Origin of the sequence: Streptomyces yokosukanensis (assembly GCF_001514035.1) — a bacterium.
Classification (GTDB): Bacteria; Actinomycetota; Actinomycetes; order Streptomycetales; family Streptomycetaceae; genus Streptomyces; species Streptomyces yokosukanensis.
In genome coordinates this window covers 16,513-31,720 of sequence record NZ_KQ948247.1, presented here as the reverse complement: position 1 = coordinate 31,720, position 15,208 = coordinate 16,513, and the positions used below count along the sequence as shown (strand labels likewise).

Here is a 15,208-nt window from a genome sequence, read left to right as displayed (position 1 = left end):
TGAAGCCGAAGGAGGAGATGCCCGCGCGGCGCGGGCGCCCCGTCTCCGGCCAGGCGGTGGCCGTGTCCAGGAGGGCCACGGCTCCGGAGGCCCAGTCCACGTGCGGGGTGGGCTGGTCGGCGTGAAGGCTCTTGGGCAGGGTGCCGTACCGCATCGCCATGATCATCTTGATCACGCCGGCGACACCGGCGGCGGCCTGCGTGTGCCCCATGTTCGACTTGATCGAGCCGAGGAGCAGCGGCCGGTCCTCCGGCCGGTCCTGCCCGTAGGTGGCCAGCAGCGCCTGGGCCTCGATCGGGTCGCCCAGGGTCGTGCCCGTGCCGTGCGCCTCGACGGCGTCCACGTCGGCGGCCGTCAGCCCGGCGTTGGCCAGAGCCTGCCGGATGACGCGCTGCTGCGAGGGGCCGTTCGGGGCGGTGAGCCCGTTGCTCGCACCGTCCTGGTTGATCGCTGTACCGCGTACGACGGCCAGGACCGGGTGTCCGTTGCGGCGGGCGTCCGAGAGCCGCTCCACGAGGAGCACACCGGCTCCCTCGGACCAGCCCGTGCCGTCGGCGTCGGCGGAGAACGCCTTGCAGCGGCCGTCGGCCGCGAGGCCCCGCTGCCGGCTGAACTCCACGAACGCGGCGGGGGTCGCCATCACGGTGACGCCGCCCGCGAGGGCGAGCGAGCACTCCCCGTTGCGCAGGGCCTGTACAGCGAGGTGCAGGGCCACCAGGGAGGAGGAGCAGGCCGTGTCGACGGTGACCGCCGGGCCTTCCAGACCGAAGGTGTAGGACAGCCGGCCGGAGATGACGCTGGCCGCGTTGCCGGTGCCGAGGAAGCCTTCCACGCCTTCGGGCAGGGCCGCGAGCCGGGACGCGTAGTCGTGGTACATGACGCCCGCGAAGACACCGGTACGGCTGCCCCGCAGGGACCGCGGGTCGATCCCGGCGCGTTCGAAGGCCTCCCAGGTGGTCTCCAGCAGCAGCCGCTGCTGCGGGTCCATGGCGACGGCCTCGCGCGGGGATATCCCGAAGAAGGCGGGGTCGAAGGCGGAGGCGTCGGTGAGGAACCCGCCCTCGCGGGCGTAGCTCGTGCCCTCCTGGCCGGGGTCGGCGTCGAAGAGGCCGTCGATGTCCCAGCCTCGGTCGTCGGGGAATCCGGAGATGACGTCCCGGCCCTCCAGGACGAGGCGCCACAGGTCCTCGGGGCTCTCGACGCCGCCGGGGTAGCGGCAGCCGAGGCCGACGACGGCGATGGGTTCGTCGTCGCGGAGCCCGGCCACGGCCGGGGCCGTTGGGGTTGCGGGTGCGGCGCCGAGCAGTTCGTCGCGCAGGTGCTCGGCGAGGATCGTCGAGGTCGGGTAGTCGAAGACGAGGGTGGCGGGCAGGCGCAGTCCGGTGGCGGCTCCGATCAGGTTGCGGAGTTCCACCGCGGTCAGGGAGTCGAAGCCCAGCTCGCGGAAGGAGCGGTCGGTCTCGACGGCCTCGGGCCCGGCGTGGCCGAGTACGGCCGCCACCTGGGTCCGGACCACATTCAGGACGAGGGACTGCTGTTCGCCGGCCGTCAGGCCCGCGAGCCGCACCGCTGCCGCGGCGGCGGGGGCGGCGGCCCGGCGGGCGGGCATCCGGACCAGGCCGGTGAGCAGCGGCGGGATCGTGCCGGTGCCCGTCTGGGCGCGCAGGGCGGCCAGGTCCAGCTTCACCGGCACGAGCAGCGGCTCCCCGGCCGCGCGGGCGGCGTCGAACAGCGCCACGCCTTCCGCGGCCGTGAGGGCGACGGCTCCGCCGCGGCCGAGCCGGGAGACGTCCTCGGCGTCCAACGTGCCGCCCATGCCGCCGGTCTCGGCCCACAGGCCCCAGGCGAGGGAGGTGGCTGGCAGGCCCTGGGCCCGGCGGTGGGCCGCCAGGGCGTCCAGGAAGGTGTTGCCCGCGGCGTAGCTGGCCTGTCCGGCGTTGCCGAAGACACCAGCGGCGGACGAGAACAGGACGAACGCGGTGAGGTCGAGGTCCCGGGTCAGTTCGTGCAGGTTCCAGGCCGCGTCCACCTTCGGGCGCAGCACCGCCGACAACCGCTCCGCGGTCAGCGACCCGATCACGCCGTCGTCGAGGACGCCGGCCGTGTGCACGATCCCGGTCAGCGGATGCTCCGCCGGAATCCCGGCCAGGACGGCGGCCAGGGCCTCACGGTCGGCGACGTCGCACGCCGCCCACGACACCTCGGCGCCCAGGCCCGCCAACTCCGCTGACAGCCCGGGTGCTTCACCCCTGCGGCTGACCAGCAGCAGGCGCCGTACGCCGTGCTCGGTGACCAGGTGACGGGCGAAGAGCGCGCCGAGCGAACCACTCGCACCGGTGACCAGCACGGTGCCGTCAGCGTCCCACCCGGCGGCCGGCTCCCGGGTCTCCGCCGTCTGCACGGCGGCACGGACCAGCCTCGGCACCAGCGCCGAGCCTCCCCGCACCGCCACCTCGGGTTCGCCGGTGGCCAGGGCCGCCGCGAGCGCACCGGCCGGATCACCGTCGGTGTCGACGTCGACCAGGACGAAGCGGCCCGGGTTCTCCGACTGCGCGGACCGCACCAGGCCCCGCACGGCGGCACGCACCGGGTCGTGGACGCCTTCTCCGGGCACGGCTTCCACCGCGCCCCGCGTCACGAAGACCATGCGTCCGCTCGTGGCCGGGTCCGACAGCCGGTCCTGCACCAGGCCCAGGACCCGGGCCGTTTCGGCGTGCACGGCTTCCGGCACGGCCGCACGGCCGTCCGTACGCAGGTCGGTGACGACCACGTCGTCGGCCACGCCCCCGGCCGCTCCCGACTCGGCGGCCGCCGTCCAGTCGACCCGGAAGAGGGAGTCCGGGCGTCCGGGCCCGTCGGCCGCGCCGATCTGCTCGGGCGAGATCGCCCGCAGGGCCAGCGAGTCCACCGAGGCGAGGGGGTGGCCCGTGGCGTCGGCCAGTTCGAGCGAGACCGCGCCGTGGCCCTCGGCGGCGAGGCGGACCCGAGCGGCCGCCGCACCCGCGGCGTGCAGGCGTACGCCGGTCCATGCGAACGGCAGCCGGGCCCCGTCCGCGGTGCCGGTGTCCGGGCCCGTGGTCAGGGAGGCGTCCAGGGCCAGGGCGTGGAGTGCCGAGTCGAGCAGTGCCGGGTGGAGACCGAAGGCCTCGGCGTCCGCCTGCGCGCGCCCGGTGAGGGCGAGTTCGGCGAACAACTCGCCGTCGCGCCGCCAGGCCGCGTGCAGCCCGCGGAAGAGAGGCCCGTAGTGGAGTCCGGAAGCGTCGAGGAGTTCGTACGCCTCGTCCACGGGGACGGGGCTCGCGTCGGCGGGTGGCCAGGCGCCGAGGTCGGCGGTGGCGGCGCGCACGTCGTCCCCGAGCAGACCGGCGGCGTGGCGGAGCCACGGCTCCTCGGCATCGGCGTCCGCGGAGCGGGAGTGCACGGCGACGGCACGGCGGCCCGACGGGTCCGGGGCTCCGACGGTGACCTGGATCTGGACCGCCGCGTCGGGGTCGGACAGCACCAGCGGCGTCTGGAGGGCCAGTTCGTCCAGGGCCGGGGCACCGACCCGCTCACCGGCGTGCAGGGCCAGCTCGACGAGGGCCGTACCCGGGACCAGGACGGAGCCCATCACGGCGTGGTCGGCGAGCCAGGGGTGCGTACGCAGCGACAGACGGCCGGTGAGGACGCAGCCGTCGGCGTCGGCGAGGGACACCGCGGCGCCCAGCAGCGGGTGCCCGGCGGCCGCGAGACCGAGGCCGGTGGCGTCACCGGGCAGCGGGGCGCTGGTCTCGGGCCAGAACCGCTCACGCTGGAAGGGGTAGGTGGGCAGGTCGACGCGCCGGGCCCCGGTCCCGGCGAAGCGGGCCCGCCAGTCGACGCCGGCACCGCGGGCGTAGGCCCGGGCGAGGGCGGCGGTGACGGTCTCCGCCTCGGGGCGGTCGGCGCGGAGCGCCGGGGCGAAGGCGGCGCCCTCGGCGGTGGTGCAGTCCTGGGCGAGGGCCGACAGGACGCCGTCGGGGCCGAGTTCGAGGTACGTCGTGACGCCCGCGGCCTCCAGGGCCCGGACACCGTCGAGGAAGCGGACATCCTCCCGGACGTGCCGCACCCAGAAGTCGGCCTCGCCCATCTCGTCGGAGACGAGGGCGCCGGTCAGGTTGGAGACGACCGGGATGCCCGGGGCGTTGAGCTCCAGCCCCGCGACGACCTGACGGAATTCGTCCAGCATCCCGTCCATGTGCGGGGAGTGGAAGGCATGACTGACCGTGAGCCGCTTGCTCTTGCGGTCGGCGAACGAAGCCACCACGGCCAACGCCGCGTCCTCGTCACCCGCGATGACCACCGACTGCGGCCCGTTGACGGCGGCGATGCTCACCCGCTCGGTCAGGTGCGGCAGGACCTCGTCCTCCGACGCCTGGACCGCGATCATCACACCACCCGACGGCAGCGCCTGCATCAGACGACCACGAGCCGCCACCAGCGTGCACGCGTCCTCCAACGACAGGACACCCGCCACATGCGCGGCAGCAATCTCACCAATGGAGTGACCGGAGACGAAGTCCGGCCGCACACCCCACGACTCCAGCAGCCGGAACAACGCCACCTCGACCGCGAACAGCGCGGGCTGCGCGTATTCCGTGCGATCCAGAACGGCCGCGTCGTCACCGAACAGCACGTCTTTCAGGGGCAGTTCGAGGCTCATCCCCGCACACACCGCGTCCAGCGCCGCCGCGAACACCGGGAAGGCCTCGCACAACTCACGCCCCATCCCCAGCCGCTGGCTGCCCTGCCCCGTGAACAGGAAGGCGGTCCGGCTGGTCTTCGCGACCGTGTCGCGGGTCAGCCCGGTGGCGGTGGTGCCGGCCGCGAGAGCGGCCAGGGCGGTGGCGGCGGCCTCGGGGTCGCGGGCCAGGACCACCGCGCGGTGGTCGAAGGCGGCGCGGGTCGTGGCCAGGGAGTACGCGAGGTCCGCCAGCCCGATGCCCGGGTGCGCGGCAAGGTGCTCGCTCAGGGCGCGGGCGCGGTCGGCGAGGGCCTGCTCCGTACGGCCCGACAACGGCAGGGGCAGGACGCCCGGGGCGGCTTCGGTCTCGGAGTCGGTCGCGGCCCGGTCCTCGACGGGAGCCTGGTCGGCGGGCGGCGCCTGCTCGATGATCGTGTGGGCGTTGGTGCCACTGATGCCGAAGGACGACACGGCGGCGCGGCGCGGGCGGCCCGTCTCGGGCCACGGAAGCGGCTCGGTCAGCAGGCTGACGGCGCCTTCCGACCAGTCCACGTGCGTGGACGGCTGCTCGGCGTGCAGGGTCCGGGGAAGCACCCCGTGCTGCATGGCCAGCACCATCTTCATCACACCGGCGACGCCGGCGGCGGCCTGGGTGTGGCCGAGGTTGGACTTGATGGAGCCGAGGAGCAGCGGTCGGCCGTCCTCGCGGTCCTGGCCGTACGTGGCCAGCAGCGCCTGGGCCTCGATCGGGTCGCCCAGAGTGGTGCCGGTGCCGTGGGCCTCGACCGCGTCGACGTCGGCGGTGGTGAGTCCGGCGCTCGCCAGGGCTGCGCGGATGACGCGCTGCTGGGAGGGGCCGTTGGGGGCGGTGAGCCCGTTGCTGGCACCGTCCTGGTTGATCGCGGACCCGCGGACCACCGCGAGGACGGGGTGCCCGTTGCGGCGGGCGTCCGAGAGCCGCTCGACGAGGAGCATGCCCACGCCCTCGCCCCAGCCCGTGCCGTCGGCGGCGGCCGAGAAGGCCCGGCAGCGGCCGTCGGCGGAGAGGCCGCCCTGGCGGCTGAAGCCGACGAAGGTGCCCGGGGTGGCCATGACGGTGACACCGCCGGCCAGTGCCAGGTCGCACTCGTGGCTGCGCAGGGCCTGGATCGCCATGTGGAGGGCGACCAGCGAGGACGAACAGGCGGTGTCGACGGTGACGGCGGGGCCTTCGAGGCCGAAGGTGTACGAGACGCGTCCTGAGGCGATGCTGCCCGTGCTGCCTGAGCCGAGCGACCCGTCCGCGCCGTCGGCCGAGCGTTCCAGCAGGGCGGCGTAGTCGTGGTACATGACGCCGGCGAAGACACCGGTGCGGCTCCCCCGGACGGACGCCGGGTCGATGCCGGCCCGCTCGAACGCCTCCCAGGTGGTCTCCAGCAGCAGGCGCTGCTGCGGGTCGGTGCCGACGGCCTCGCGCGGGCTGATCCCGAAGAAGGCGGGGTCGAATCCGGCGGCGTCGTGCAGGAAGCCGCCGTGGCGGGTGTACGAGGTGCCCCGGTGGTCGGGGTCGGGGTGGTAGAGGGAGGCGAGGTCCCAGCCGCGGTCGGCCGGGAAGCCGGTGATGGCGTCGCCGCCGCTCTCCAGCAGCCGCCAGAGCTCCTCGGGGGTGGTCACGCCGCCGGGGTAGCGGCAGCTCATGGCGACGATGGCGATCGGGTCGTCACCGGCGCCGCCCTGCGCGGGGGCGGGGGCGGCCGTCCGCACGGGGGCCGCGTGCTCCGCGCCGAGTTCGGCGGCGAGGTGGCGGGCGAGAGTGAGGGAGGTCGGGTAGTCGAAGACCAGGGTGGCGGGCAGGCGGCGGCCGACTGCCGCGCCGAGCCGGTTGCGGAGCTCGACGGCGGTGAGGGAGTCGAAGCCCAGCTCGTTGAAGGCCTGTCCGGGCTCGATGGCGTCCGGGGTGCCGTGGCCGAGGACGTCGGCGACGTGGCTGCGGACGAGGTCGAGCAGGAGCCGTTCCCGGGCGGCCGCGTCGAGGCCGGCGAGGCTCCGTTCGAGCGCGGAGGGCTCGGCCCCGGCGCGCCCGCCTCGGCCGGCTCCGGCCGCGGCGGCGCGTCGTACGGGCGTACGGACGAGCCCGCGCAACAGCGGAGCCACGTCCGTCCCGGCGGCGGGCGGGGTGAGCCGCATCGGGACGAGCAGGGCCCGCTCCGCCCCGCCGTCGGCGACGGCGAGGGCGTGGGCGAGGGCGAGGTCGAGGAGGGCGAGGCCGTCGGCGGCGGTGAGTCCTTCCACGCCCCCGCGCTTCATCCGGTCGAGGTCGGCCCGGTCCAGGGCGCCCGCCATCCCGCCGGTGTCCTCCCACAGGCCCCAGGCCAGCGAGACGGCCGGGAGGCCCTGGGCACGGCGGTGCTGGGCGAGGGCGTCGAGGAAGGAGTTCGCTGCGGCGTAGTTGCCCTGGCCGGGGGCCCCGAACACGCCCGCGGCCGAGGAGAACAGGACGAACGCCGACAGGTCCAGGCCGCGGGTCAGTTCGTGGAGGTGGAGCGCGGCGTCGGCCTTGGGCCGCAGGACGGCGTCGAGGCGTTCGGGCGTGAGGGCGTCGATCACGCCGTCGTCGAGGACTCCGGCGGTGTGCACGACTGCGCGCAGCGGGTGGGCCGCGGGGATCGCGGCCAGGGCGGCGGAGAGCGCCTCCCGGTCGGCGGCGTCGCAGGCGGCCCAGGTCACCTCGGCGCCCAGCCCGGCCAGTTCGCGGGTAAGGTCCGCGGCCCCGGGGGCGGTGTCGCCGCGGCGGCTCAGCAGCAGCAGGTGGCGTGCGCCGCGCTCGGCCACGAGGTGACGGGCGACGAGCCGGCCGAGGGTGCCCGCGGCTCCGGTGACGAGGACGGTGCCGTCGGCGTCGTACGACGGGACGCCCTCGCCGGCCGTCGCGGAACCGGCGGCGGTCCGAGTCAGGCGGGGGGCATGCGCGGTGCCGGCGCGCAGGGCGAGCTGCGGCTCCTGCGCGGCGAGGACGGCGTCCAGGACGGGGGCCGGGGTGTCGTCGCCGTCGGTGTCGACGAGGACGAAACGGCCGGGGTGTTCGGCCTGCGCGGAGCGCACCAGCCCCCAGACGGCCGCGTGGACGGGGTCCGGAACCCGGTCGCCGGTGCGGACGGCGACCGAGCCCCGGGTCAGGAGGACGAGCCGGCTGTCGGTGAGCCGGTCGTCGGCCAGCCAGCGCCGCAGCAGGCGGAGCGCGGCGTGGGAGGCCGCGTGGACGGCCTCGGGGGTGAGCTCCGGCGCGGCGGGCAGCCGCACCAGGACGGTGCCGGGTGCGGGGGCGCCGGAGTCGAGGGCGGTGTCGAGGGTGGCGTCGGCGGACGGCGCGTCGAGGACGAGGACATCCCCGTGGGCGGACTCCGCGGAGTCCGCGGCGCCGGCCGGGCCCGCGAGGGCCAGCGGGGTCCAGGCCACCTCGAACAGGGAGTCCTGGGGGCCGCCGCGGCCGGTGTCCAGCTGCTCGGCCAGGACCGGGCGCAGGGTGAGCGCGGCGATGTCAGCGACGGGCTGTCCGGTGCCGTCGGCCAGGGCGAGGGAGACGGTGTCCGGGCCGGCCGGGGTGAGCCGGACGCGGAGGGAGGTGGCGCCCACGGCGTGCAGGGCCACCCCGGTCCAGGAGAACGGGAGCCGGCCGGCGCCGGTGTCCTCGACGAGTCCGGCGGCGCCGATGGTGTGCAGGGCGGCGTCGAGGAGTGCCGGGTGGAGCCCGAAGAGGGCGGCGTCGGCGTTCTCTTCACCGGTTCCGTGACCCGTCTCGACCTCGACGTACGTCGCACCGTCGGCCGTCCAGGCGGCGCGGACGCCCTGGAAGGCGGGGCCGTACTGGAGGCCGGCCTCGGCGAGGCCGGCGTACAGGTCGTCGACGGGCAGCGGGACCGCGCCGGCCGGGGGCCAGGTCTCTGCAGTGAAGGTGGGCTGCGGGGTGCCGACGGCGAGGACGCCGTCGGCGTGCCGGGTCCAGGGCCGCTCGGCGGCGGGGTCGGGCCCGTCGGTGGCGGGCTCGGGGCGGGAGTGCACGCCGAGGGGGCGCCGGCCGGTGGCGTCGGGGGCGCCGACCCAGAGCTGGAGCTGGACGCCGCCGTCCTGGGGCAGGACGAGCGGTGCGTGGAGGGTGAGTTCCTCCAGCAGGTCGCAGCCGACCTGGTCGCCCGCTCGGACGGCCAGTTCGACGAAGGCGCTGCCGGGCAGGACGGCCGACCCCATGACGGTGTGGTCGGCGAGCCAGGGGTGGGTGTCGAGGGCGAGACGGCCGGTGTACAGGAAGCCGTCGAGGTCGGCGAGGGCGACGGCCGCACCGAGGAGGGGGTGGTCGGCGGTGCCCAGGCCCGCGGCGGAGACGTCGCCGTGGGGGCGCCCGGCATCGAGCCAGAACGGTTCGCGCTGGAAGGCGTAGGTGGGCAGGTCGACGCGGCGGGCGCCGCTGTGGGCGTAGTAGGCGGCCCAGTCGACGGGCGTGCCGCGGACGTGCAGCCGGGCGAGGGCTCCGGTCAGGGTCTCGGTCTCGGACCGTCCGGCGCGCAGCAGGGGTACGAGGGCGGCGGGGTCGTCGGCATCGGCGTCGGTGGCCAGGCAGTCCTGGGCGAGGGCCGACAGGACGGCGTCCGGGCCGAGTTCGAGGAAGTGGACGACGTTTCGGGCGGCGAGGGCGCGGACGCCGTCGGCGAAGCGGACGGCCTCGCGGACGTGCCGGACCCAGAATTCGGCCGAGCCCATCTCGTCGGTGACGAGGGCGCCGGTCAGGTTGGAGACGACCGGGATGCGCGGGGTCTCGTACGTGATCCCCTCCGCCACCTCGCGGAAGGCGTCGAGCATGCCGTCCATGTGCGGGGAGTGGAAGGCGTGGCTGACCGTGAGCCGCTTGCTCTTGCGGTCGGCGAGGGAGGCCACCACGGCCAGCGCCGCGTCCTCGTCACCGGCGATGACCACCGACTGCGGCCCGTTGACGGCGGCGATGCCGACTCGGTCGGTGAGCAGCGGCAGGACCTCGTCCTCCGACGCCTGGACCGCGATCATCACACCACCCGACGGCAGCGCCTGCATCAGCCGCCCACGGGCGGCCACCAGCGTGCAGGCGTCCGCCAGCGACAGGACACCCGCCACATGCCCGGCCGCGATCTCACCGACGGAGTGACCGGCGACGAAGTCCGGCCGCACACCCCACGACTCCAGCAGCCGGAACAGCGCCACCTCGACCGCGAACAACGCCGGCTGCGCGTACTCCGTACGGTCGAGCAGCTCCGCGTCCGACCCGAACAGGACCTCCTTCAACGGCAGTTCCAGCCGCATCCCCGCACACACCGCGTCCAGCGCCGCCGCGAACACCGGGAAGGCCTCGCACAACTCACGCCCCATCCCCAGCCGCTGGCTGCCCTGCCCCGTGAACAGGAACGCCAGCTTGCCCGGCACCGGGCGGCCCCGGGTGACCCCCGGTGCGGGCTCCTCCGGGCCGGACTGCGCGAGCAGTTCGAGGGCGCGCGGCAGGCCGGTCCGGTCGGCGGCCGTGAGTACGGCGCGGTGTTCGAAGTCGGTGCGGCCGCTCGCGAGGGAGTGGGCGATGTCCGTGGCGTCCGTGCCGGGGCGGGCGGTCAGGTGGGCGTGGAGCTTCCCGGCCTGGGCCCGCAGGGCTGCCGGTGTCCTGGCCGACAGGTTCCACAGCGGCGGTACGGGCACCGGCGGCGCGGCCGGGGCCGCTTCGGGCTCCGCGTCCGCCGGGGGCTCGGCCGGGGCCTGTTCGATGATGGTGTGGGCGTTGGTGCCGCTGATCCCGAAGGAGGAGACGCCCGCGCGGCGCGGGGCGCCGGTCTCGGGCCACGGCACGGTGTCGGTGAGCAGCCGGACGGCGCCTTCGGACCAGTCGACGTTCGGGGTGGGTTCGTCGACGTGCAGGGTCCTGGGCAGGACGCCGTGGCGCATCGCCATGACCATTTTGATGATGCCGGCGACGCCCGCGGCGGCCTGGGTGTGGCCGAGGTTCGACTTCACCGAGCCGAGGAGCAGCGGCCGGTCCTCCGGCCGGTCCTGCCCGTACGTGGCGAGCAGTGCCTGGGCTTCGATGGGGTCGCCGAGGGTGGTGCCGGTGCCGTGGGCCTCGACGACGTCGATCTGGGCGGCCGAGAGCCGGGCTCCGGCGAGGGCCTCGCGGATGACGCGCTGCTGGGAGGGCCCGTTGGGGGCGGTGAGGCCGCTGCTGGCGCCGTCCTGGTTGACGGCGGAGCCGCGTACGACGGCGAGGACGGGGTGGCCGTTGGCGCGGGCGACGGAGAGGCGTTCGAGGACGAGCATGCCGGCGCCCTCGCCCCAGCCGGTGCCGTCGGCGGCGGCCGCGAAGGACTTGCAGCGGCCGTCGCCCGCCAGTCCGCGGTGGCGGCTGAACTCGGTGAACGTACCGGGCGTGGACATGACGGTGACGCCGCCCGCCAGGGCCAGGTCGCACTCGCCGCTGCGCAGGGCCTGCGCGGCGAGGTGGACGGCGACGAGGGAGGAGGAGCAGGCCGTGTCGACGGTGACGGCGGGTCCCTCGAGGCCGAGGGTGTAGGCGATCCGGCCGGAGGCGATGCTGCCGGAGCTGCCGTTGCCGAGGAAGCCCTCGATCTCCTCGGGGACGCTGAACAGCCGGGCGGCGTAGTCGTGGTACATGAGGCCGGCGAAGACGCCGGTGCGGCTGCCGCGCAGCGAGGCGGGGTCGATGCCGGCGCGTTCGAAGGCCTCCCAGGAGGTCTCCAGCAGGAGCCGCTGCTGCGGGTCCATCGCGAGGGCCTCGCGGGGGGAGATCCCGAAGAAGGCGGGGTCGAAGTGGTGGGCGTCGTGGAGGAATCCGCCGACCTTCTCGTACGCCTCGATGCCGCTCTCGGGGTCGGGGGCGTGGAGGACCTCGGTGGGCCACCCCCGGTCGTCGGGGTAGGGGGTGACCGCGTCCGTGCCGGCGGCGACGAGCTCCCACAGGCGTTCGGGGGTGTCGACGCCGCCGGGGTAACGGCAGCTCATCGCGACGACCGCGATCGGTTCCTGGTCGCGTTCCTCCACCTCGCGCAGCCGTCGGCGCGCCTCGCGGAGATCGGCCGTCGCCCGCTTGAGGTAATCGAGGTACTTCTCCTCGTTCACCATGTCTTTACGCCATCCCGGGGGTCGAAGTGGTGGTCGGAGTGGTCTGGGTGGTGGTCCGGTACCTGCGGTCAGGACAGGCCGAGTTCATCGTCGAGGAGGTCGAAGAGCTCGTCGGCCGTGGCGGCCTGGATGTCCCGCTCGTCGGCGGCGCTGTCCGGTACTGCACTGTGCGTGTCATTCCACTTCGCCAGGAGGTCTCGCAGTCGGGCGGTGATGCCCGCGCGGTCGACGTCGTCGGGGGCGACGGTCGAGAGGATCGATTCGAGCTTGTCGATTTCGGCGTGGACCGGCGGGCGTCCGGCGCCGCCCTGGCCGAGCCGTTCCCCGATGTACGCGGCGAGGGCCGCGGGGGACGGGTAGTCGAAGATCAGCGTGACGGGCAGCCGCAGCCCGGAGGCGGCGGTGAGCCGGTTGCGCAGGTCGACGGCGGTGAGGGAGTCGAAGCCCAGGTCGAGGAAGCCGCGCCCGGCGTCGACGTCGTCGGGGGTGCCGTGGCCGAGGACTGCGGCGACCTGGGTGCGGACCAGTTCGCGCAGGGCCTGGTCGCGTTCGGCGGCCGGGAGGCCCGCGAGGCGGTCCTTCAGGGCGTCGGCCGGTTCGATGGCGGCGGTGGCGGCCGGGCGGGCGCCGGTGGTGCTGTCGGCGGCGCGGCGTGCCGGGGTGCGGACGAGTCCGCGCAGCAGCGGCGGCAGGGTGCCGTCGGCCGCCTGGGCGCGCAGGGTGGCCTGCTCGACGCGCATGGGGACGAGGACGGCGTCGTCCAGGGTGCGGGAGGTGTCGAAGAGGGCGAGGCCTTCCTCGGGGGTGAGTCCGGTGACGCCGGCGCGGGCCATGCGCGTCAGATCGGCCTCGTCGAGGGCGCCGGCCATGCCGTCCGCGGTCGCCCACAGGCCCCAGGCGAGGGAGGCGGCGGTGAGGCCGCGGGCGGACCTGTGCTGGGCGAGGGCGTCGAGGAAGGCGTTGGCGGCGGCGTAGTTGCCCTGGCCGGGGGCGCCGAAGCAGCCCGCGACGGAGGAGAAGAGCACGAACGCGGAGAGGGGGTGACCCTCGGTCAGCTCGTGCAGGTTCCAGGCCGCGTCGACCTTGGGTCGCAGGACGGTGTCGAGGCGTTCGGGCGTGAGGGAGTCGATGATGCCGTCGTCGAGGACACCGGCCGTGTGGACGACCGCGGTCAGCGGCCGGTCGGCGGGTACGGCGGCCAGGACGGCGGCGAGCGCGTCGCGGTCGGCGGCGTCGCAGGCGGCCCAGGTGACGTCGGCCCCGCGGTCGGTCAGCTCGCGCGTCAGGTCGGCCGCGCCGGGTGCCGCGTCGCCTCGGCGGCTGAGCAGCAGCAGGTTGCGTACGCCGTGGACGTCGGCGAGGTGGCGGGCGAAGAGCCTGCCGAGGGTGCCGGTGGCGCCGGTGACGAGGACCGTGCCCGTGGTGTCGAGCGCCGGCAGGCCGGTGCCCGGAGCGTCGGTGGCCGCGCCGTCGGGGGACGCAGCGTCGGGGGACGCGGTGCGGGCGATGCGGCGCAGGCGGAAGGCGTGCGCCTTGCCGGACCGCAGGGCGAGCTGCGGCTCGTCGCCCGCGAGGGCGGCGGCCAGCGCACCGAGGGAGGCGTCGCTGCCGTCGGTGTCGGCGAGGACGAACCGGCCCGGGTTCTCGGACTGCGCCGAGCGGACCAAGCCCCACACCGGGGCGTGGGCCAGGTCGGTGACGTGCTCCCCGGGTACGGCGGCCACCGCGCCCGAGGTGAGGAGCACCAGCCGGGAGGCGTCGAGGCGTTCCTCGGCCAGCCATTCCTGGACCAGGGCGAGGGCGCGGTGCGCTGCGGTGCGGGCGGTGGCGGCGCGGCCGCCGGTGCCCGCGGCGGCGGTCAGCGGGACGATGACGACGTCCGGGGCGGGTGCTCCGGCGGCGAGCGCCGTGCGGAGCGCGGCGAGGCCGGTGTGGGTGTCGAGGGGGGCGCCGCCGATGCGGAATCCGGTGGTCTCCTCGGCGAGTACGGCCCACCGTTCGTCGGCGGGGACCGCTGCGGCGGCGAGCGGCAGGCGGCCCCATTCGATGCCGAAGAGCGCTTCGTGGTGGGAGGCGGTGCGGTCGCCGCCGAGCTGGGCGGCGGTGACCGGGCGCAGGACCAGGGAGTCGACCGTGGCGACGGGGGCGCCGGTGGAGTCGGCGACGTCGAGGGCGATGCCGCCGGACGCGTCGGGAGTGAGCCGGACGCGCAGGCCGGCCGCTCCGGCGGCGTGCAGCCGTACGCCGGTCCAGGCGAAGGGCAGCCGGGCGCCGTCGGCGGGGTCGGCCCCGCCGGGGACGCCGAGGCCGATGGCCTGGAGGGCGGCGTCGAGGAGGGCCGGGTGGACGCCGTAGGCGTCGGCGTCGGCGGCGTGGGTGGTGTCGAGCGCGACCTCGGCGTAGAGGGCGTCGGCGGTTCGCCAGGCGGCGCGCAGGCCCTGGAAGACGGGGCCGTAGCCGAGGCCGGCGGCGGCCGCGGCCGGGTAGAAGCCGTCGGTGGGGACGGGTTCGGCACCGGCCGGCGGCCAGGTGGCCAGGTCGGCGGGGCGGGCCGGGGCGGCGGGGGCGAGGACGCCGGTGACGTGCCGCGTCCACGGCTCCTGGGCCTCGGCGTCGGCGGGGCGGGAGTGCAGGGTCAGGGTCCGCCGGCCCGCCGGGTCCGCGGCTTCGACGGCGAGCTGGAGCTGGACGCCGCCCTGCTCGGTGAGGGTGAGGGGGGCTTCGATGGCGAGTTCTTCGACGGTGTCGCAGCCGACCTCGGTGCCGGCCCGCAGGGCCAGTTCGACGAACGCGGTGCCGGGCAGCAGCACGGTGTCCATGACCGTGTGGTCGGCGAGCCAGGGGTGGGTGGACAGGGCCAGGCGTCCGGTGAGGACCAGGCCGTCGGAGGCGGGCAGCGGGACGGCGGCGCCGAGGAGCGGGTGGCCGGGGGTGTCGAGACCCGCGGCGAGGACGTCCTCGACGGAGACGCCGACGTCGATCCAGTAGCGCTTGCGCTGGAAGGCGTACGTCGGAAGCTCGACGCGGCGGGCGCCGGTGCCCGCGTGGTACGCGGCCCAGTCGACGGTGGCTCCGTGGACGTGGGCCAGGGCCAGGGCGGTGGTGAGGGCTTCGGCCTCGGGGCGGTCCCTGCGCAGGACGGGGACGCAGAGGGCGGGGTCGGCGGGGTCCGCCGGGTCGGCCGCTTCGGCGAGGCAGTCCTGGGCGAGGGCGGACAGGGTGCCGTCGGGGCCCAGTTCCACGAAGGCCGTGACTCCGGCGGCGGCCAGGGCGCGGACGCCGTCGAGGAAGCGGACGGCCTGGCGGACGTGGCGGACCCAGAAGTCGGCGGTGGCCATCTCGTCGGTGACCGGGGCCCCGGTGAGGAGGGAGACGACGGGG

Annotated in this window: 2 protein-coding genes; both read right to left on the bottom strand. The window is 75.7% G+C overall.

All coding sequences use genetic code 11. The features are described from left to right. Window positions 1-11,827 (bottom strand): type I polyketide synthase (locus AQI95_RS42975; protein ID WP_159056736.1); only part of this gene is annotated, 11,827 nt, incomplete at its 3' end. Between the two features lie 68 nt (window positions 11,828-11,895). Continuing rightward, a partial coding sequence (locus AQI95_RS42970) for a type I polyketide synthase (protein ID WP_159056735.1) occupies window positions 11,896-15,208 on the bottom strand: 3,313 nt, incomplete at its 5' end.